The organism is Clostridium sp. CTA-19 (assembly GCF_054767855.1).
Genome location: NZ_BAAABH010000012.1, coordinates 36,767 through 58,888 on the forward strand (window position 1 = coordinate 36,767; position 22,122 = coordinate 58,888).

Consider the following 22,122-nt stretch of genomic DNA (forward strand, 5'->3'; position numbering starts at 1 on the left):
TTAAAATGTTTCATTACGAATTCATGCAAAATGCATTTATTGCAGCTATATTTATATCTATACTCTGTCCTCTAGTAGGTGTTTTTCTAGTGTTAAAACGCTATTCTATGATGGGGGATACACTAGCTCATAGCTCTTTTGCTGGTGTAGCTATTGGTCTGGTAACAGGTTTTAACCCTATACTATGTGCTTTTATATTTACAAGTTGTTGTGCTATCTTAATAGAAATTCTACGAAATTATTATAAAAAACAGGCAGATTTAATTTTAGTTATAATATTAACTCTAAGTGTGGGAATTGGGATTTCCTTATCTAGTAGTGGAAAAACTAACACAAATATAAATTCTTTTCTTTTTGGAAGCATATTGACAGTAACTAAACAAGACTTATTCACTATGCTTATATTAAGCATCATTTCTATAATAACCTTATATAAGCTTTATAATAAACTTATTTATATAACTTTTGATGAAGAAGGTGCATCGATAAATAATATACATGTTACTAAAATAAATTATATATTTGCTTTATTAGTAGGATCTACTATTTCTGTTTCCATTAGAGTTATGGGTATCTTAGTAATCTCTTCTATGATTGCACTACCTGTAGCTACTGCTCTTCAATATCATAGTGGCTTTAAGAAAACTATGATATTATCTATAATTTTTGGATTTATAGATATAATATCCGGATTATTTCTTTCTTATATTATGAATTGTGCACCAGGAGGAACAATTGCCCTTGTTTCTGTACTAGTTCTTGTGATAGTTCTTGTAGTAAAAGGAAAGCGCTAAAAGACTCAGGATACTGTAGTGAATTTTTTTCTACTTATCCTGAGTTCTTATATTTTAAATAATATTATTTTCTTTTGTATATTCTAAATTTGCCTTATTTATAACTGCTTTTCGAAAATTCTCGACACCTATTTTATCTATAAAAAATCCTAACTTTTCACCGAATTCAGCTTCTTCTTTATAATAATCTAATATGGATTTAACTAATTCGAAAGCTTCATTCTCTGAAAGCTCTGATTTTATTATATTAGCTAATCTTTGATGATATCCTGAGGATCCACCTGCTGAAACTATAAGTTTCCCATTATAATCTGTTAACACCCCAATATCTTTTGAATACACACTACCACATGCATTTCTACATCCTGCTACTCCAATTTTAGTTCTATTAGGCATGTCAACACCGTGAAATGCATTGCTAATTTTCATTCCTAACCCTATAGTATTATGCTTAGATCTTTTACAAAATCCTGCAGGACACATTTCTACATTTTTTACTGAATATTGATTTTTAACTGCTGGCTCCATTTCTAATTCGTTCCAAATGCTACTTAAGTCATCTTCTTTCAAATTAGTAATCATAATTCTTTGACCTGATGTTATTTTTAAAACTCCATTATATTTTTCAGCAACAATAGCAATTTTCATTAAAGTTTTTGGAGTTAAAAATCCACCTGGTATATGAGGAGTAATAGCATATGTTCTTTTTCCATCTCTTATTTTTTGTAAATTACCATAATGACTACTCATAATCTTACAGTACTCCTTTAGAATATATTTTTAACTTATTATTAGTTTTATTAAATTTACTTTTATTATACCATTTTACTTAATTATTGTTTGTAACTTATGTTACAATTCTTAGAATTTATCCCATTATTTTATTTTTACAAATCTTTCAAATAAGGCATACCACCTTGTGCACCTAATTTAGTTACTGAGATTCCCGAACACTTAACACCAAACTCTATAGCTTCTTTTAATGCAAATTTATTAGCTATAGCACCTGCAAAAGTTCCTACAAAAGTATCTCCTGCTCCTGTTGTGTCTATAACTTTAACCTTCTTTGCAGGTATATTTACTACTTCTTTTCCGTCAAAATACCAAACACCATTTTCACCATTAGTTATTATAAGTTTGTTTGGATATTTTTCCAATTCCTTTTCCATAGCATTCTCTGTATGTAATACAACTTTATACTCATGCTCATTAGGTATTATGTAACTTACTTTGTCTACAATTTCTTTTGAAAGTTTAATTGCTGGTGCTGGATTTAAAATTATTTTTTTATTATTTTTATATGCAAGATTTATAATAAATTCTACTGTATCTAAAGGTATTTCTAATTGAAGTACTATAATATCACATTCTAATATTTTTTCTTTAATGGAGCTTATATATTCTATATTACACTTACTATTAGCACCTGCAACTATAACTATTGAATTTTCTCCATCACATAACGTAATATTAGCTATTCCAGTTTTAACTTGTTCACAAATTTTAATATTTTTTACCTTTAGGTTATTCTTTTTCATAGATTCTAATAAAAATTCTCCATGAGTATCTTTTCCTATAGCTCCAAAAAAATTTACATCTCCACCTATTCGTGATGCAGCAACTGCTTGATTTAAACCCTTTCCACCTTCACCTATAAAAAAACTCTCTCCTATTAATGTTTCTCCTGGTTTAGGTAATTTGTTAGTTTTAGTTACTAAATCTGCATTGGCACTTCCTATTACTGCTATTTTCATTTTATCTCTCCTTATTTTTTTATCTTAATGTCATTTTTCATTTATATTATTTTATAAAAAAGGATCAATAACAATATTTATGCAATCGATCCTTTTATCTATAAAATAGAGAACGCTAATTTACTTATTGCTTCCATAACTACTTCTGTAGGATAACCTACTATAAAACTAAATATAGATTTACCTCCAAATATAGGTATTATTAATAATATAAAAATTATATTTTGATATCTATAAAATTGATTAGGAATCTTTAAAAATTGTTTAGGAAATAAATCCCTTATTATATGGAACCCATCAAATCCTGGTATAGGTATTAAATTTAAAAACATCCATAAACAATTATAATATGAAACCCTATATACTATAGTATTTAATATTAAGTGTAAATCTTCATTTTTTATAGGTAATTTAATTACCAATACTAAAAGCAACATAAAAATTATAGAACAAAGTAGGTTTGCTAAAGGTCCTGCTATTGATATTTTTAAATCATCCTTATAATAATTCTTAAGTGCACTAGGATTTGTTTGTACAGGTTTTGCCCATCCAAAACCAATAATTATCATCATAAGAAAACCTAAAAAATCTATATGTGAAAATGGATTTAAAGTTAATCTTCCTTGATATTTAGGAGTTTCATCACCTAACATAACTGCTACTTTAGCGTGAGCATATTCATGAAATGTAATAGCTACCAATATTGCTGGAAGCATTAGTACAATTCTCAATAATTCATCCTTCATATTTTCATCCCCTTCCTTCAAGTTTTATTGAACATTTAGCTAATTATTCTTATGTTATCATATTATAATTAATCATTTCAATAATCACCTAAAAAAAATTAGCCACCTATTTATGTAGATATAGCACTTTTAAAAATTCTATAATTCAAAGTACTTTTCACTATGTTCTTACAGTTGAATTTAAAAATAAGAGTAAGATTTAACCATCTTACTCTTATTGTAAATAAACTAATATTAAATATATTATTATTTTTTATATTTTATTACAGAAATATTTTGTCCATTTTTAACCATTATCCCATCATTTCTAAATGATAAAAACTCACCATTATATGTTGTAATACTTTTATCTATTTCATTTGTCACAGTTTTTCTTGTTTTATCATGAACATAAATTTTTCCTTCACTATTTATAAATATATTTTCACTTTTTGATGGGCTTGTCATTTTTATTTGTGTAAAGTCATTTTCATAATCATTAACAAATTCATTTTTTTCATCTTCTAACTTCTCTGCATCCGTCTCTTCAGATAAATTTTGTTTACTTTCTATTGTTTTATAATATATACTTTCAACCAAATCATTCTTCAAACTACCAACATATATATTTTTTTCATTATCGGTACCTAGAAGTGTTAATTTGTCAACATCGTCTATATTTATTTCCTTATTATCTTGAGATGAATATATTTTGTTATATACTTCACCTTCATAATATAAAATATCTTCTGTTCTTAGTAATGACATGTTACTTATATATTTAGGTACAGTCTCAATCTTTGAGCCTTCTCCCATTCTATCAATTCTATAAATACTACTAACATTATCACTATCCACAGTTTTTATGTATGTAAGTCCTGTAAGTGTCGATAATTCTATATCGCTAACTTCTATATTTTCATCATAAACCTTAAAATCTTTAATTAATATTTTCTCATCCTTTTTTACATCATAAGAGGATACCATTAGTTTTATTCCATTATATCCAGAGTTTTTTTCTACAATTAGCATTCTATCTCTATCCGGTAACCATTTATAATAACTAATTTCTGAATTATCTTCTAACTGTACTTTTTTTATTTTTTCTGACTTTATTTCCTCTACATATAAATGATTTTTTTCTATATAAGATAGATATTTACAGTTATGAGAAAATTGGATTTTACTTGCATTATCAGATATTTTCACATCAACATCTTCATATTCTTTTTCATCTGTATCAAAATCTTCTATTTTTTTTATAGTTACATTACTAGCAGAGCTTAAAAACTTACTATCTACATAATAAAAGCCCAAAAATTGAACAAATAAAGAAATGACTATCCAAAGTGTTAATTTTTTTATCGCTTTCATATACTTCTCCTTGTCCTATCTTTCTACATATATAACGGATGGAACAGATCTTTCTCCTAACGAATCTGATGGACTGTTTATAATTTCATCATTGTAAAACATTGTTGATGATGATCCACCATCTAAATTACTTGCATTCCATGCCCCATATTCATATAGTATGTCTTGTACATCTTTTAGTGTGGCTCCTAAACTATTAGCCTGCCTTCCATCTATTACTAACAATAATATTGTTCCATCTCTTTTCTGAGCAATAGCAGTTCTAGGGGCAATTCCCCATCCTCCGTCACCAGAGTTTATTGCCTTTTGTCCATCTACAATTAATGCTGGTCCAAAACTTACAGCCTCTGTTACATTTTTTTGTAAAAGCTCATTAAAACTATATTTTCCAACAAGTAATACACCTTCTTGAGTTATAGCTACAACTTCTCTTTGTAAGTTATTATCTTCTATATCATTAAAATGTGTCTTTCCACCACTCATAATTATACCTGTAGGAATTCCTCCAGTGCCTGTCCAAAGTGACCCTGTAGCTTCATCTGTAAAACCACCACCATTAACGGCTGCAATAGCATTATTATTCATTGCTATTTCACTTGTTAATTGTCCTTCTGTAGTTCCTTCTGTGCTAAGTTTTGAGCTAAATCCTACTTTAACTCTAGTTGGGTCCTTTATTGTTAGTAAATATCCCTTATACTTACTTGTTTGAACCTCTTCTAATAATATAGTCTGGTCATTTTTATTTTCTACTTTGACACTACTATCATTTTTATTTTGAGCTAAAGTTGTAATTGCCTGCTCCTTCAAAATTTCATTTATTTTTTCTTCACTTAAAAACTTGGTGGCAATCCATTGGTGACTTAATGTAGTCATTGCTGTGGTAACTAATGTGTTTCTAACATTTTCAAATGGCCCGTAATACGCTATGTAAGGTGCTGTTGAACATGTAAATATTAATTGAAAAACTAAAAATCCAATTACTCGCTTAAATTTTTTCTTCTTTTTTATAACTTTTCTAGACTTTTTAGACTTGTTCTTGTTTTTGTTTTTGTTTTTTTCCATTATAATCTTCCTTTTAAAATATTATATAGTCAATGTTTAATAATATTGTAAAACACTAATATAATATCGTAGAAATAAAAAAAAATCAATTAAAATTCGATTACAAAATTTAAAAATCTTGTAATCGAACTTTTTATACTATAACTTTTTAGCAGCTTCAAATGCTAATGGAGATCTCTCACATTCATCAAATTTTAAAGTTATTTGATAGCAAAGTTCACTACCTTTCATTCTTTCTGATGCATAACATAACCCATTTGATCTAGAATTCATAAAAGGATGATCTATCTGGTCTGGATCCCCTACTAAAATTAATTTACTACCACTACCAATTCTTGTTGTTATAGCCTTAATCTGCTTAGGTGATAAATTTTGAGCCTCATCTATAATAACCCAATTTTTCACTATAGATCTCCCTCTAAGATAAGCTACTGCTTCTGTTACTATTATTCTACGATCAAATATTTCTCTTACTTTATCTTGAAGTTCTTTTTCATTTTTATACCTTTCAACTTCATCAGAATCAACTAATATTTCTAAATTATCTAATATAGGTCTCATAAATGGAGCTATTTTTTCTTCTTCTGTTCCAGGTAAAAAACCTATTTCCTCATCCATTGTTACATTTGGTCTACAGACTAATATTCTTCTATATTCACCTTTATTTTCCTCAAAAATTTTTTGTAGTCCTACAGCTAAAGAAAATAATGTTTTTGCCGTTCCTGCTGGCCCCTTTATAATTACTAATGGTGCTTTGGAACTATCTGTGCATAATGCTTCTATCATAAATTTTTGTCCTATATTTCTTGGACTTAACCCCATTGGTTTTACATCTTTATAATAAAGTGGGACTATATTTTTTCCATCAAATCGTCCTAATGCAGTCTGCCTTGAATTCTCCATTGCATGCATCAATATAAATTGATTAATATATAACTCCGGCTTATAATAATCTTCTTTTTCTTCATCATATGCTAAAAAATCATCCTTAGTTATAACTCTATTTTTATAAAATTCTTCTATTTTACTTGATGGTATATAAAGTTCAATTCTTCCTGTATATTGTTTATCTTCTGACACCTCTGTATCATAAAAATCCTCACTTTTTATATTCACCGTATCTGCTTTAATTCTTTCAAATATGTCTTTAGTTATTAATATAACCTCTTCTCCGCTTTCTTTTAATCCTTTGCACACTTGTATTATTCTATTATCTGCCTTTGATTTATTCCATGAAGGTGGTATCTCTGTTTCATGATGGTTCATCTCCACTCTTATTTTTCCACCATTAGGCAATTCAACCCCTTCTATCAAAGAACCTTTTTTTCTTAAGGCGTCTATCATTCTTCCTGCATGTCTCGCGTTTTCGCCTAAGTCACTTTTATCCTTTTTAAAGTTGTCTAATTCCTCAAGAACTACCTCCGGTATTACTACATTACCTTTGCCAAAAGATAATATAGCTGAAGATGAATATAATATAACGTTAGTATCTAATACATAGGTCTTTTTCACAGTATATGCCCCTCCTCTCATATATTATTAATATATGAGAGTTTTTTAATAAATGAATATATTATAAGTTAATTTTAATAATTTTATTTTAAAATTCCAGTAATATTATTAGTTTTTTAATTTTATAATTTTTCTAATTATTATTTAGTTTACAAAAAGTATTTTTTATCTTACATATATATGCTATTATTATATTTGTTGTTTTTACAAATTTAAAAGTATAATATATTAAAATTATTCAAATAATACTTACTACATATATAGGGAAACAAGCTCTAATTTAAATTTATTCAACAACCTTAAAATATTTTTACACAATATGTAGTGTTAAATTCTAAATGATTGGGAGCATGTCTCACTATTTTAGGTATCCAAGTTTTGAAATAAATGATTTTAAAAATTAATTTTAAATATACTATTAATTAACTTACCTACAAGTATGTACTAAATTTTAGAGTTATACAAAGTTTACAATTTATAGATTAAAATATGATTTTGAATCCCATATAATTTAATATCAATTTTTTATTTCTATTATTGTATTTCTCAAAAGAAGATTTATAAATAATGAATTTACATTATTTTCTTTTAATTTTGAAATATTTTTATTCAATATTTATTGATAATTAATAATTTTTATTATATAATAGTATTAATCATAAAACGAGGTTGATAGTTATGCTAAATTTTACACAAATCTTCAAAGAAAAAAAATTAAAACTTACACCTCAACGTATAGCTGTTTATAAATATTTATGTTCTACTACAGAGCATCCTTCTGCAGAAACTATTTATAAATCTCTGCAAGAAGACTATCCTACTATGAGTCTTGCAACTGTTTATAAGGCATTAAAAGTTTTAGTGTCTGTAAATCTTGTTCAAGAGTTAAATGTAGGAGAAGGCAATTTCAGATATGATGCATCTGTTTGTCCACATCCTCATATACAGTGCATTAAGTGCTCTAGAGTTGATGATGTCAATGGAATATCTTTTGTACACTTAAATGATGATATAAAGGATTATACAGATTATGAAGTTCTTTTAAACCAAGTTTACTTTTATGGCTTATGTAGTGAATGTAAAAATTCAGCGCAGTTAGAGGAAAAAAACGAAACAAAATAAACTGATAGCTTAAAGCTATCAGTTTTTTTGCATATATTTTTTTCAAACTCATATAATTCATAAATAGGAATGTAAAATCTATTTTTATTTAGGAGGACATTTTATGCGGTTTAAAAGACTTTTTAAAAATAAACTACTATACTTATGTATTATATGTACAATCTTGTTTTCTATATACTTACTAACTTCAAATAATAATGACACTACGTTGCCTACATTTTCTCCTACTGTAAACAACTCAGTTATTAATGAGGACTTAGATGGCAATGGTAGTAAAGATGCATTATACATCAAGACTGATGATAAGAATTATCTGATTCAAATTAATTTAAATGGAGAAAATAGTTTAAGCTTAAACCCTTCAAAAGACTTTTCTACTTTAGGTGAGCATAAAAGTTATTGGCCTATGAGAATTACTATAGCAGATATTTCTAGAAACAATACTAAAGAACTATTTACTCAATCTTCAATTGGAGAAAATCCACTTCAAACCATTTTCATATTTAAAAATGGTTCTTACGAAAATGTTTTTTCAAAGGAAAATAATATTTTGGGTCTTATAGATAATTCAAATAACAAAACTCCTAAAATTATAAGTGGTAAATTTAGTAGCGGATATATGGATTTGCATAGTTATATTGTATCAAACAATTCTTTAAAAGAATTTCCCTATGTATATAAAAAAAATTATATAGGAGACAGTATTATATGTGATTTTATAAACTTGATTCAAAGTTTTCCTTATGATTCTCTAGAAATCCCTAACTACTTTAGTCCTACATTAAACGATAATTCTATAACTTATATTTATACAGTTGCCAATAACAATTTAAATTATATCTTTCAAGATTGCTTTTTTAAAGATATAACTTATGATGAAAAAGGACTCCCTAAAGATGTTAGTTGGACTTTAAATTTCAAGGGAATAAATCCAAATGACCCTAGCAAAATTAGAAATTTCACTTTTGATATCATATTAACAAGATTGGATGATTCTTTTGATTATAAAATTACTTCCTTAGATTTAAGTTGCTAATTTTCAAAAAAAAATTGGGACCATTCAAGGTCCCAAGGGGGATGGGGGGTAACTAAAGATAAATATCTTTAGTTAATGGAGATTTTAACTCCTATTACATTATATATGTTACCCATCCTCATAATTTTTATTCACTTTTATTTTTTATTTTCTTTTAAAAATTTTTGTAATAATTCTAACTTATATGGTTCTATTAACTGAATAAGTATTTTTATTATATCATAAAGTTCATCTTCACTAAATTTTCTTGATATATGTGATTTAATTTTTGAATTTTTCTCTTTTTCATCTACTTCTACTACATCTTCTACATCTATAATTTCACCATTGCTATTTAAATTTTCATTGAGAGAGTTTAAACTTAAATTATTCAACTCTAAATCTAATCCATCCAAATCAACATCTTGCATATCAGTATTATTCAAAGTATTTAATACTTCACTTATATCGGCATCTTGAAAAAACTCTTCTATATTTGGCATATTTTCATTTATAGTATCTCTAGCCATGCCAAAAAAGTTTGATATTATTCCTTGAAATGCTGCTACATCATTTTCTGATATATTATTAAACATACTTTCAAATTCTGATTGCATATTATTTTGTTCTTTTCTCATAGAACTGTTATTGCTTTGATTATTTGAGTTATTTGAGCTTTTTTGTTTGTTTTGATTGTTCTGTGGTTCATTTTGATTCATAAAACTATTAACCATTTTAACAATCTCATTGAAATTAAATCCTGGTGGCATCATATTTTGAATATTAGGCTGATTGGAATTATCATTATTATTAAAGTTTGATCCTCCTTGATTTCCTCCTCCACCAATAAACGTAGATATTAAATTAGATAAAAAGTCTCCTTGTGGTTGTGATCCTCCACCTCCAAGCCCTGTTAAAGCAGACAAAATGGACATCATTCCTTGATTTAGTCCACCTCCAAAGAAATTTGAAAATGGATTAGGTGGCATAAATTGTTGAGGATTACCTTGAGAATTCATATTATATCCTTGACTATTTACATTATTCCATTGGTTCATATTCGGATTTTTACCACTTACCTGGTCATTATTTGTCTGTGCTATATTTGGATCCATGCCCATATTCGGATTCATTCCCATATTTGGATTCATTCCCATATTTGGATTCATTCCCATATTTGGATTCATTCCCATATTTGGATTCATTCCCATATTTGGATTCGTTCCATTATTGGGATTTAATCCCATATTAGAGTTCATTCCCATGTGCATCTGTTGATTTATAGGACCCTCATAACTGTTATAATTAGTTGAATACTTTTCTTCCCCTCTTCTTTTTTTATGTTTACCCATACAATCACCTCTTTACTTCTCAAACACTTCAATTCAAATTTATAATGAAACTCCATACTATCTATTTTAAATTTAATATTAGGCTAAGTTTTATGTATGTTTTTGTAATAATTTGTAATTGAATTATTACTTTAAAAAGCAATCCATGTATTCACATGGACTGCTAAAAATCTTATCTCTCTGCAAAACCCCCCACCTTGGGCCATGGCTTTAACGCAATTTATATTTTATCTTTAGTTGTAAAGTATTAACAACAGCAAATTGTTCTATATGGACTATACGCTACATTATTACTTGAACGTCTGCAAACGCACATCCATAGCAATACTAATAAAATTATAGTTATTGTTGACCTTCCATCTCTACAATTGGTATTTAATAGATTTCCTTGGTTTAATATTACTATTACTAATAATAGTAAAAATAACCCCATGCCATTATTGCATCTCATAGTATCTACCCCTTTTACTCTGAATTTACAGATGCTAAATTATCTACAGCAACAACAACAAGGTTTGCATTTAGGTTTTTGTCTTTCTACACAACAAACTGGAATACATGACATAGTTTGTGCAGCTGGTCTGTATGGCATATATGGCATATATGGTCTAACATTATTATTCATAGTGTTATTATAGTTATTGCCACAACAACCTGAACACAACCAGAACAAGAATAACAATACTAATGCATTTCTTGATGAGTTGTCTTTACAGTTTCTAGTATTTAATAATCCTTGGTAATTAAATATAGCTATTATTAATAATATAATGCATGGATTGCAACAGCTATTAGAATTTCCGAAATTATTTCCACATCCAAACATACTTATCCCTCCTTGTTAAGTTTTGTCTAATTCCTTTTAAACTATTTTTATATTTTAACAGAATCTTCTTCCACCAAATCCGCATCCACAAAATAGGAAGAATATTATTATTATCCACCAGAACCACATACCACCAAATCCGCCGAAGCATCCATTTCCTCCACCGAATCCGTATCCGTAATTAGAAACTTGTTGTTGTGGAAGTACTTGTTGTGGAATATAGCAGCAAACATATTCTTTCTTAGATTTTTTAGATTTTTTACTACCGCAGCAGCATGGTTCACAGCAACATGAACATGGATCACAACATGCACATGGATCGCAACATGGGTTGCAACATGGGTTTGGCATTGGTTGAGGCATTGGTTGAGGCATTGGTTGAGCTCCACCACATCCGAATCCACTTCCGCCACATCCACAGAAGCACCAGAAGATAATTAATAGGAATACCCATATCCAAATACTATTTCCTCTTCTGTTTCCACATCCACATCCGTCGTTATTATTTCCACCACAGTTATGGTTATGATTAGATCCACCTTTATCACATTCACAATTTGAGCTATATCCTTCTGCATTATTTTCTGTGTTTTCTCCATTGTTTAAACTGGAAATTAAGTTTAATAAAGCATTCATATCCATAAAATATTGTCCTCCTTTTATTTTAGATATATTTTTTATTTCTTTTGTACACTACATCTTATGATTTTTTTCCTTTTTTGACACTAATTTATATTTATTTCGTTAATCTTACATTCTTTTGTTTCTCAATTAATTCTTCTGTTTTCTAATAATATACTATTTACATAGACCATATTTTGTTACATAATATTACTATTTTTTATAATAAATATTTTAATTAGAAAAAATTGAATTATAAAATCTGTTCTAAGGTTAATATATTAATGCTACAATATATTATAGATTTACTTTTAATTTTCTTATATTGATAGGGAAACACGCTCGCATTTGAATTTATTCAATAACTTTAAAATATTTTTATGCAAAATGTAGTGTTGAATTTTAAGTAATTCGGAGCATGTCTCACTATTTTCGGTATCCAAATTTTGGAATGAATAATTTTTAAAGTCAACTTGGAACCCTAGAATTAAAAATAAATCAATATTTTATATTAGTCCATAAAATTTAGCACAATTAATATTTACATAAGGGGTGTTTTTATTGTTATTACCATTAATTATTGATATTTTTATAATAATATTAGTGTATTTTTTTCCATTTATATTTTTTATGTATAAATTAGTATTTGATTATAAAAAATTCTCTATTTTTTCTTTCAAATCCATTGCTACAATTATCATTTATACATTAGTAGTACTATTACTTCCTCCAATGCACGCTAATACATTGCCTTTTTTTGCAGTAGTATTAGCGATTATGTATATGAAAAACGAACGTGATAAAGATTATTTTTCATATAATTTTAGTATTGGAAATACTAATTTCATATTAGCTTTTAAATATGCACTTTTCAGTTATGCTATTTCAATCGTAGCTGCTTTAATTTGGGATATAATTTTAAAATTTATTGGAGTAACCACTGAACAACAAGACGTAGTACAAATATTATCAGATTATACACTTCTTAAATTTTTGATTTCCGTTCCATCTACAGTTATTTTTGCTCCTATTTTAGAAGAATTTGTTTTTAGATACCTTTTCTTTGAGAAATTCTTAAATAAGTTTATTCATCCAATAATTTCTGCTATAATAACAAGTTTAATTTTTGCATTCATGCATTTTAGCCTAAGTGCATTTTTAACTTTATTTACTCTTAGTTTATTAACATGTTATTTCATGCATAATAAAGGATTTTGGTATTCAGTATCTATTCATATGATGATGAACTTAATTACTACCGCCTTGATTTTTATTAGTAAACTCGCTTAAACTCAAAAAAACACATACTTTTATAAAGTATGTGTTTTTTACAGTTATTAAAATTTCTAAGCTATTAATAAATATTTAATCTTATTAGCTAATAAATATTCATTAACTATTCCCATTCTATATTTTTATTTAATTCTTCTAATAAATTTTCTTTACCCTCTTTTTTTAATGATGAAAAGAAAACTATTGATTCTTCTTTATCCATTTTTAAAGTTTCTCTTATAATTTTTTTACTTTTAGCTGCCTCATTATTAGTTAATTTATCCCTTTTTGTAGCTACCACTATAACGTTATACCCATAATGTTTTACCCAGTTATACATAATAACATCATCATTAGTAGGTTTATGTCTAGAATCAACTAAAAGCACTATTTTTTTTAGCTGTGGACGTTCTATTAAATATTTCTCCATCATTTTTCCCCAGCTATCCTTTTCTTTTTTAGATACTTTTGCATATCCATAGCCTGGCAAATCTACAAAATAAAATTCATTATTTATTAAGAAAAAGTTTATTAATCTAGTTTTTCCTGGTGTACCACTTACCTTAACTAATTTTTTTCTATTTGTTAAAGTATTTATAAGTGATGATTTTCCAACATTTGAACGTCCCACAAAAGCAAATTCTATTCTATTATCAGTAGGATATTGTTGTGGTTTCACTGCTGATATAACAAATTCTGATTGTTTAATTTCCATTATTCATCTCTCCAATAACTAAAGCATTCTTTAGTACTTCATTTACATTTTCTACTGGTATAAATTTTATCTTATTTTTAACGCTCTTAGGCAGTTTATCTATATCTTTTTTATTGTCTTTTGGCATTATTATAGTATCTATACCCATCCTATATGCAGCTAGACTTTTTTCTTTTAGTCCTCCAATAGGCAACACTTTTCCAGTTAAAGTTACTTCGCCAGTCATTGCAACATTATGTTTTACTTTTGAATTACTTAACGCTGATACCATAGCTGTAGTCATTGTTATCCCTGCTGATGGACCATCTTTAGGTACTGCCCCTTCTGGTACATGTATATGAATATCTTTGTTCTTATAAAACTCATTTTTTATACTAAATCTGTTTGCATTAGATCTTACATAACTATATGCAGCTTTTGCAGATTCTTTCATTACATCACCTAACTTACCAGTAAGTTCAAGTTTTCCATTTCCGTCCATAACCATTACTTCTATAGGAAGAGTATCTCCACCATACGCTGTCCATGCTAAACCAGTAACTACCCCTATTTTGTCATCTTGTTGCATATCATCATAACTAAATATTTCTACACCTAAGTATTTAGTTACATGATTAGATGTAATTGCTATTTTTTCTTTATCCTTTTCTACAAGTTCAGTTATAGCTTTTCTTATCATTGTAGCTAATTTTCTTTGTAAACTTCTAACTCCTGATTCTCTAGTATAATTTTCTACAACTTTTTTTATTGCAGAATCATGTATCTTAATTTGACTTTCTTTAACATTATGTTCTTTTAATAATTTAGGAACTATATGCCTTTTAGCTATATTAAACTTTTCCTCTAAAGTATATCCACTTACTTCTATAATCTCCATTCTATCTAAAAGTGGTCTAGATATAGTATCAAGTGAATTGGCTGTTGTTATAAATAATACTTTTGATAAGTCAAAATCTAATTCTAAATAATGATCCCTAAAACTATTGTTTTGTTCTGGATCTAAAACTTCTAATAGTGAATCTTCTATATTTCCCTTATGATCCATTCCTGTTTTATCTATCTCATCTAAAAGAAATACTGGATTTTTAGATCCTGCTTTTTTCATACCATTTATAATTCTACCTGGAATAGCTCCTACATAAGTTTTTCTATGACCTCTTATTTCCGCTTCGTCTCTTACTCCACCTAAGCTCATTCTTACAAATTTACGTTGTAAGGCTTCTGAAACAGATTCAGCTATGGAAGTCTTTCCAACTCCAGGTGGTCCAACTAAGCATAGTATTGGGGCTTTTAATCCTCTGCTAACTTTTCTTACTGCTAAATATTCTATTATTCTTTCCTTAACATCTTCCATACCATAATGTTTTTCATCTAATACTTTTCTAGCGTTTTTTATGTCTAAATTATCTTTTGTTATTGTTCCCCAAGGTAGACCTAACAGCACATCTAAGTAAGTTTTTGTGTTAAGACCTTCTTGAGAAGATGCTCCACTGCTTTTTAATCTTTTAATCTCATATAATGCTTTTTCTCTTGCTTCTTTAGGAAGCTTAGCTTTTACCATCTTAGATTCATACTCTCTAAGTTCTTTTAACTCTTCATCATCTTCTCCCAATTCTTCTTGAATTGTTTTTATTTGTTCTCTAAGATAATATTCCTTTTGTACTTTTCCAATTTTACTTTTCACTTTTGTGCCTATTTTCTTTTCTAGTGCTACAATTTCTAACTCACCTTTTATAATTGTTAACAACTTTTCTAAACGTTCTTTAATATTAATTGCACTTAGTAATTCTTGTTTTTTACTTTGTTTTAATAGCATATAGGATGCTATAGTATCACATATTCTTCCTAAATCTTCCTCATCATCTAAATCTATCATTATATCCATGGACTGATTAGTAACTTCTAAATAATCCTGAAAACTTTCTAGTATAGATGCGACATAAGCTTGACACTCTACCATATCTTCTCTAGGTATTTTATCTTCTATAATTTCTATTTCACCTAAAATACTGCTTTCATCTTTTATATAATCTATTAATTTCCCCCTGCATTCACCTTCAACTAACACTCTTATGTAATTTTCAGGTAATCTGACTAATTGTTTCACTGTACATATAGTTCCTATTTGTTGTATATCATCTTTTTCTACATCTTCAACTTTAGCATCTTTTTGTGAAACCAAAAAAATTTTTTGATCTTTAGTCATAGCAGTCTCAAGGGCAACTATAGATTTTTCTCTTCCCACATCAAAATTTAATACATTATATGGGAAAATACTTAATCCTCTTAAAGGTATTAAAGGAAGTTTTATTATATTATTCTCCATTTTCTCCCCTCATTTCTATAAATTAATGTTATTTCATCGCTTATCATTTAAAAAAGTATATAAATAGACTAATATATTATAACCATAATTAAGATTTTTTTCAATTGATAAGTAACACCAATTGTATATTCTTTAAATATATATGCTTTCAATTAAATATGTAAGAGAACTGTTACTTAATTAAATATACCTTATATTTTATTAACTATATAGATTTAGCAGTTAATATATCTAAGTCACCTTGAACATTCATATCTACTGTTTCATAATCTTGGTTTACTATTGAAATTCTTATTACTTCTTTTATATGACTTACTGGTATAATATCAACACCTTTAATCTGACTAAAACTTTCTTGCCAATTTTCTTTAGGAATAATTATCCTTGTAGCTCCAGCTTTTATAGCCGCTTGAATTTTAGAACTTACTCCTCCTACGGGCATCACAAGACCATAAATAGATATTTCACCAGTCATAGCAACTTTATTATTTACTTTATTTCCAGTTATAGCACTATATATAGCAGTAGCTATACTTACCCCTGCTGATGGACCATCTACTGGAGTTCCACCTGGGAAATTTACATGTATATCATATTCATTTACATTCAGCGAAAAAGTTTTTTCAATAACAGTAATTACATTTTCTAGTGAAGAAGCTACTGTACTCTTTCTCTTTATTTTCTTGTTATTATCTTTAATTTCCTCCTCCTCAACTATTCCTGTTATTTTAATCTTTCCCATACGAGACTTAACTTTCATTGCTGTTGCCTCTATTTCCATTAATGCTCCTATATTAGCTCCATATACAGCTAAACCATTTACATTTCCTATCATAGGTACAGTTTTTACTTTTTTTATAGGTCTCTTACTATAATGACCATTTTCAATAACCCATTCAACATCTTCAACACTTACATAACTTCTATTTTCATTTATAGCTATTCCTGACGCCAATTGAATTAAATTAACTGCATCTCTTCCATTTGAAGAATATAACCCTACCAACTTTGCTGCATCTTCTTCTAAACTTAATTCTAGTTTTTTCATAGCATTATTAGCGATAATTTCTATTTCTTCTGGTGTAAGAGCTCTAAAAAATATTTCTACACATCTTGATCTTATAGCTGGAGGTATTTCTTCTGGATTTCTTGTTGTAGCACCTATAAGTCTAAAATCTGCTGGAAACCCATTATCAAATATATCCTTTATATATTGTGGCATGTTATTATCTTCTGAATTATAATAAGCACTATCTAAAAATACTTTTCTATCTTCTAAAACTTTTAATAATTTATTCATTTCAATCGGATGCAATTCGCCAATCTCATCTATAAATAAAATTCCACCATGAGCTTTAGATACAGCTCCCATTTTAGGCTGCGGTACCCCAGCTGCCCCTAAAGGTCCGGCACCTTGATATATAGGGTCATGAACAGATCCTATAAGTGGATCAGCAATTCCTCTTTCATCAAATCTTATTGTTGTTGCATCTATTTCTACAAATTTAGAATAACCACCAAAAGGTGAATTTTCTATTTTTTTAGCTTCTTCTAAAACTAATCTTGCCGCTGCTGTTTTACCAATACCTGGTGGTCCATAAATTATAACATGTTGTGGATTAGGTCCACATATAGCCGCTTTTAAAGCTCTTATACCCTTTTGTTGCCCTATTATTTCATTAAAATCTGTTGGCCTGCTTTTTTCTGAAAGAGGCATAGTTAATGATATACTTTTCATTTCTTCCAATTTTTGAGCCTCTTCTTTTTTGCCATTAACATTTGATGAAGAATTTTTTATGCCGCTCTTACTTGAAAACATATAAATTATTAATGAAAAAATAATTATAGAATGAACCGTTAAAATAATAAAAATCGTTGAATTTTCCATAATCATGTACATTATCCTCCATAAATTTTTATTTAGGGAATCTTAGTTTTTTTATAGTAGTATAAAAGTACACACATTCCCTTTTATACTACTATTATTTTCATATTTTCCTTTAATATTCTTATTCATCAAATAAAATTCTTAGCTATCATAAGGATAAAATATACATTTTAATATGAAATTAAAACAATTATATAAAAAAATAAAGACACTATAAAACATATAGTGCCTTTATATATATTAAAAATATTTACTATTATTTTCTAATATTATGCTGGTTCTAAACCTCTTTTAGATTTACCTTTTGGTTCAATTTTTAAAGGTTCTCTTTTACCACTTTCAGCTATAACAACGTCAGGTTCTTTAGTCTTTATAGTATCTTTAGTTATTATAACTTTTTCAATTTCTTCTCTTGAAGGAATTTCAAACATGATGTCCTTCATAGTTTCTTCTATTATAGCCCTAAGACCTCTTGCTCCAGTTTTTCTTTTAATTGCTTCATTAGCTATCTGTTTTAATGCTTCTTCATCAAAATCTAATAATACATCATCCATTTCAAATAGCTTTTTATATTGTTTGACAAGCGCATTTTTAGGTTCACTTAATATGCTAACCAACGCGCTCTCATCTAAAGCTTGTAAAGTTACTATTATAGGTAATCTTCCAACAAACTCTGGTATTAAACCAAATCTTAACAAATCTCCTGGCATTATTTCTTTTAATAATGCTCCTATATCTTTAACTTCTTTAGTTTGAACATCTGCACCAAATCCCATTGATGATTTTTGAGTTCTTCTAGATATTATTTTATCTAAGCCATCAAATGCTCCACCACATATAAATAAAATGTTTGAAGTATTAATTTGTATAAACTCTTGATGTGGATGTTTTCTTCCGCCTTGAGGTGGTACAGATGCTACTGTTCCTTCTAGAATTTTTAATAATGCTTGCTGTACACCTTCACCTGATACATCTCTAGTTATAGATGGATTTTCAGATTTTCTTGCTATTTTGTCTATTTCATCAATATATATTATACCCTTTTCTGCCTTTTCTACATCATAATCAGAATTTTGAATTAATTTAAGTAAGATATTTTCAACATCTTCACCTACATATCCAGCTTCTGTCAATGTAGTAGCATCTGCTATAGCAAAAGGTACATTTAACATTTTAGCTAAAGTTTGTGCAAGTAATGTCTTACCTGAACCTGTTGGTCCTAATAATAAAATATTACTTTTTTGAAGTTCAACATCCCCCTCACTAACATTAGAACTTATTCTTTTATAGTGATTATAGACAGCAACTGATAAAGATTTTTTAGCTTCATCCTGTCCAACAACATATTGATCTAAATATTTTTTTATTTCTGCTGGCTTCGGAAGAGTTTCCATGTCCATTTGAACACTGTCTTCTCTTTCATCTACTATGATTTCTGAGCATAATTCTATACATTCATCACATATATAAACCCCTGGTCCAGCTATAAGTCTTTTTACCTGTTCTTCACTTTTTCCACAAAAAGAACATTTAAATTTTTTCTTTTCATCATTTCTTGGCATGTCTACACCTCTCTAAAATGCTATTTCTTTTTAATTATTACCTCATCAATTAATCCATATTCTTTTGCTTCTTCTGCACTCATAAAGTAATCTCTTTCAACATCTTTTTTAATTACTTCAAGGGACTTACCAGTATTTTTACTTAATATCTCATTTAATGTTTCTTTTATTCTTATTATACGTTTTGCATGTATATCTATATCTGTAGCCTGCCCTTTAAATCCACCTAATGGTTGATGTATCATTATTTCACTATTTGGAAGAGCAAATCTTTTTCCTTTAGCTCCAGATGATAATAAAAATGCTCCCATCGATGCAGCTAATCCTGTACAAATTGTAACAACATCTGGTTTTATATAGTTCATAGTGTCATACATAGCCATTCCATCTGTTATTGATCCTCCAGGACTATTTATATAAAGATAAATATCTTTATCTGGATCTTCTGATTCTAAAAATAATAATTGAGCAACTACTAAACTTGCAGTAGCAGAGTTTACCTCTTCTCCTAAAAATATTATTCTTTCTTTTAAAAGTCTAGAATAAATATCATAAGATCTTTCACCCTTATTAGTTTGCTCTACTACCATTGGTACTAAACTCATACAACTTCCTCCTTTTTGTACTATATTTATAATACAAATACTACACTAACTAATTCTGTCCATAAATTTAATGTTTAAACTATAATTTATATATTATTAAAATTAATTGCCAGAAAAAAATCTGGCAATTAATCATATTTTAACAAAATTTGTTATTCTATTAATTAGTAGCTTTGCTAGTTTCAACTAACATTTTTCTTACTTTTTCAGCAAGAACTTGAACTTCTAGGTATACCTTTTGGCTTTCCATTAACATTTCAGCTGTTTTTTCAGCATCTTCTGCACCATAGTACATTTTAGCTATTTCTTCTGCTCTAGTTTTTAATTCTTCTTCTGTAGCTTTAACTTCTTCAACTTCAGCAATTTTATCTATTACCATTTCAGTTTTAACTTTATTTGTAGCTACTTCGTTCATTTGATTTCTGAACTCTTCTTCATTTGTGTTAGTGAATTGGAAGTATTTTTCAAGAGTTAATCCTTGGTATTGTAATCTTGTTTCTAAATCTTTTAGCATTCCGCTTATTTCTCTATTTACCATTGATTCTGGGATATCTATTGTTGCATTTTCAACAACTGCAGATATAACAGCCTCTTCATATTCTCTTTCAGTTCTTAATTCATTTGATTTATCCAAGTTAGATTTTATATCATTTCTTAACTCTTCTAAAGTCTCAAATTCTGAAACTTCTTTTGCAAATTCATCATCTATTGCTGGTAACTCTTTTGTTTTTACAGCTTTAACTGCAACTTCAAATTTTGCTTCTTTCCCATTTAATTCTTCTATTCCATATTCCTTTGGGAATGTTACATGAACTTCTTTATTGTCTCCAGCTTTTAATCCAACTATCTGATCTTCAAAGTTGTCTATAAATGTACCTGAACCAATTTCTAATTCATAATCTTTTCCTTCTCCACCTTCAAATGGAACTTCTTCTACGAATCCTTTAAAGTCTATAACAGCTATATCTTCTTTTTCAATAGCTTTTTCTTTAACTTCTACTCTAGCATTTTTTTGTTGCATTTCTTTTATTTTATTTTCAACATCTTCATCTGTTGTTTTATATTCGTTTTTCTTAACTTCTAATCCTTTATATTCTCCAAGTTTTACTTCTGGAGCAACTGGTACATTAGCTATGTATATTAAATCTTTTCCTTCTCCAATTTGCTCTATTTCTATTTGTGGGTAATCTACTGGATTTATTTTATTTTCACTTAATGCTACTGGATATGTTTCTCTATAAACTATATCTAATGCATCCTCAAATAAAACTGACTCTCCATAATATTTTTTTACTATTGCATAAGGTGCTTTACCTCTTCTAAATCCTGGTATATTAAACTTCTTAGAGTTTTTTGCAAATGCTTTTTTTACAGCGCTATTAAATTTTTCTGCTTCTACTGTTACTGTTAGTTTTACAACGCTTTTTGGTAAATTTTCCACTTTAACGTTCATTTTTCTTTTTCCTCCTACTATATATAAATGAATATTAACCTAATAAATTATAACACATATTATTCAAATTAGGTAGATTAATTATTAACTTGTTCTAATTATAACAAACTAATATTATATTGTTTAATAGATTTTCTATTTATT

20 protein-coding genes are annotated in these 22,122 nt (G+C 27.9%); 4 read left to right on the forward strand and 16 right to left on the reverse strand.

Features of this window, described 5'->3' with window-relative positions; translation table 11 throughout:
• The first annotated feature begins 5 nt into the window (after nucleotides 1-5).
• Nucleotides 6-794, forward strand: coding sequence for a metal ABC transporter permease (locus ACYUE0_RS08435; RefSeq protein WP_460270201.1), 789 nt, complete (start codon nucleotides 6-8; stop codon nucleotides 792-794).
• A gap of 54 nt (nucleotides 795-848) precedes the next feature.
• Here ACYUE0_RS08435 and ACYUE0_RS08440 read toward each other — a convergent pair whose 3' ends face one another.
• The 6 genes from ACYUE0_RS08440 to ACYUE0_RS08465 all read right to left on the reverse strand — a co-directional run bounded on the left by ACYUE0_RS08440 (nucleotide 849) and on the right by ACYUE0_RS08465 (nucleotide 7,221).
• Nucleotides 849-1,544 carry an NAD(P)/FAD-dependent oxidoreductase gene (locus ACYUE0_RS08440; protein WP_460270202.1) on the reverse strand — a complete coding sequence of 232 codons (696 nt, stop codon included), beginning with the start codon at nucleotides 1,542-1,544 and terminating at the stop codon, nucleotides 849-851.
• Between the two features lie 137 nt (nucleotides 1,545-1,681).
• Nucleotides 1,682-2,548: a ribokinase gene (rbsK, locus tag ACYUE0_RS08445; protein WP_460270203.1), complete on the reverse strand. Its 867-nt coding sequence runs from the start codon at nucleotides 2,546-2,548 to the stop codon at nucleotides 1,682-1,684.
• Nucleotides 2,549-2,646: 98 nt separating this feature from the next.
• Complete coding sequence (locus tag ACYUE0_RS08450; RefSeq protein WP_460270204.1) at nucleotides 2,647-3,294, reverse strand: site-2 protease family protein; 648 nt, start codon at nucleotides 3,292-3,294, stop codon at nucleotides 2,647-2,649.
• 246 nt (nucleotides 3,295-3,540) lie between these two features.
• Nucleotides 3,541-4,647: a hypothetical protein gene (locus ACYUE0_RS08455; RefSeq protein ID WP_460270205.1), complete on the reverse strand. Its 1,107-nt coding sequence runs from the start codon at nucleotides 4,645-4,647 to the stop codon at nucleotides 3,541-3,543.
• A 15-nt stretch (nucleotides 4,648-4,662) separates the two neighbouring features.
• The gene (locus ACYUE0_RS08460; protein WP_460270207.1) at nucleotides 4,663-5,709 is read right to left on the reverse strand and encodes a phosphodiester glycosidase family protein; all 1,047 of its coding nucleotides are present in this window, start codon (nucleotides 5,707-5,709) and stop codon (nucleotides 4,663-4,665) included.
• Nucleotides 5,710-5,847: 138 nt separating this feature from the next.
• Nucleotides 5,848-7,221, reverse strand: a complete 1,374-nt coding sequence (locus ACYUE0_RS08465; protein WP_199869759.1) for a PhoH family protein — start codon at nucleotides 7,219-7,221, stop codon at nucleotides 5,848-5,850.
• Nucleotides 7,222-7,899: 678 nt separating this feature from the next.
• Between ACYUE0_RS08465 and perR the strand changes: the two genes are divergently transcribed.
• A complete protein-coding gene (gene perR / locus ACYUE0_RS08470; RefSeq protein ID WP_199869758.1) occupies nucleotides 7,900-8,343 on the forward strand; it encodes a transcriptional regulator PerR in 444 nt (147 codons plus the stop codon).
• Between the two features lie 103 nt (nucleotides 8,344-8,446).
• The gene (locus tag ACYUE0_RS08475; protein ID WP_199869757.1) at nucleotides 8,447-9,379 is read left to right on the forward strand and encodes a hypothetical protein; all 933 of its coding nucleotides are present in this window, start codon (nucleotides 8,447-8,449) and stop codon (nucleotides 9,377-9,379) included.
• Between the two features lie 137 nt (nucleotides 9,380-9,516).
• On the opposite strand, the gene ACYUE0_RS08480 is transcribed toward ACYUE0_RS08475, so the two are convergent.
• From ACYUE0_RS08480 to ACYUE0_RS08495, 4 genes are all read right to left on the reverse strand, one after another.
• Nucleotides 9,517-10,710, reverse strand: a complete 1,194-nt coding sequence (locus ACYUE0_RS08480) for a hypothetical protein (RefSeq protein WP_460270208.1) — start codon at nucleotides 10,708-10,710, stop codon at nucleotides 9,517-9,519.
• Nucleotides 10,711-10,957: 247 nt separating this feature from the next.
• A complete protein-coding gene (locus tag ACYUE0_RS08485) occupies nucleotides 10,958-11,161 on the reverse strand; it encodes a hypothetical protein (protein ID WP_460270210.1) in 204 nt (67 codons plus the stop codon).
• A gap of 39 nt (nucleotides 11,162-11,200) precedes the next feature.
• A complete protein-coding gene (locus ACYUE0_RS08490; protein ID WP_199869754.1) occupies nucleotides 11,201-11,536 on the reverse strand; it encodes a hypothetical protein in 336 nt (111 codons plus the stop codon).
• Nucleotides 11,537-11,590: 54 nt separating this feature from the next.
• Nucleotides 11,591-12,178, reverse strand: coding sequence for a hypothetical protein (locus tag ACYUE0_RS08495; RefSeq protein WP_460270212.1), 588 nt, complete (start codon nucleotides 12,176-12,178; stop codon nucleotides 11,591-11,593).
• 540 nt (nucleotides 12,179-12,718) lie between these two features.
• Here ACYUE0_RS08495 and ACYUE0_RS08500 point away from each other — a divergent pair.
• On the forward strand, nucleotides 12,719-13,447 hold the full coding sequence (locus tag ACYUE0_RS08500; protein ID WP_460270213.1) for a lysostaphin resistance A-like protein: 729 nt from the start codon (nucleotides 12,719-12,721) through the stop codon (nucleotides 13,445-13,447).
• Nucleotides 13,448-13,553: 106 nt separating this feature from the next.
• On the opposite strand, the gene yihA is transcribed toward ACYUE0_RS08500, so the two are convergent.
• The 6 genes from yihA to tig form a co-directional block, all read right to left on the reverse strand.
• Nucleotides 13,554-14,144 (reverse strand): ribosome biogenesis GTP-binding protein YihA/YsxC, encoded by a 591-nt coding sequence (yihA, locus tag ACYUE0_RS08505; protein ID WP_460270214.1) that lies wholly within the window; start codon nucleotides 14,142-14,144, stop codon nucleotides 13,554-13,556.
• Nucleotides 14,134-16,470, reverse strand: a complete 2,337-nt coding sequence (gene lon, locus ACYUE0_RS08510) for an endopeptidase La (protein ID WP_061995526.1) — start codon at nucleotides 16,468-16,470, stop codon at nucleotides 14,134-14,136. Before lon ends, yihA begins: the two co-directional genes overlap by 11 nt.
• 205 nt (nucleotides 16,471-16,675) lie before the next feature.
• The gene (gene lonB / locus ACYUE0_RS08515) at nucleotides 16,676-18,364 is read right to left on the reverse strand and encodes an ATP-dependent protease LonB (protein WP_460270215.1); all 1,689 of its coding nucleotides are present in this window, start codon (nucleotides 18,362-18,364) and stop codon (nucleotides 16,676-16,678) included.
• 263 nt (nucleotides 18,365-18,627) lie between these two features.
• Nucleotides 18,628-19,920, reverse strand: a complete 1,293-nt coding sequence (gene clpX, locus ACYUE0_RS08520; RefSeq protein WP_061995527.1) for an ATP-dependent Clp protease ATP-binding subunit ClpX — start codon at nucleotides 19,918-19,920, stop codon at nucleotides 18,628-18,630.
• Nucleotides 19,921-19,940: 20 nt separating this feature from the next.
• Complete coding sequence (gene clpP, locus ACYUE0_RS08525; protein WP_061995528.1) at nucleotides 19,941-20,525, reverse strand: ATP-dependent Clp endopeptidase proteolytic subunit ClpP; 585 nt, start codon at nucleotides 20,523-20,525, stop codon at nucleotides 19,941-19,943.
• 160 nt (nucleotides 20,526-20,685) lie between these two features.
• Nucleotides 20,686-21,978 (reverse strand): trigger factor, encoded by a 1,293-nt coding sequence (gene tig / locus ACYUE0_RS08530; protein WP_061995529.1) that lies wholly within the window; start codon nucleotides 21,976-21,978, stop codon nucleotides 20,686-20,688.
• Nucleotides 21,979-22,122: the final 144 nt, after the last annotated feature.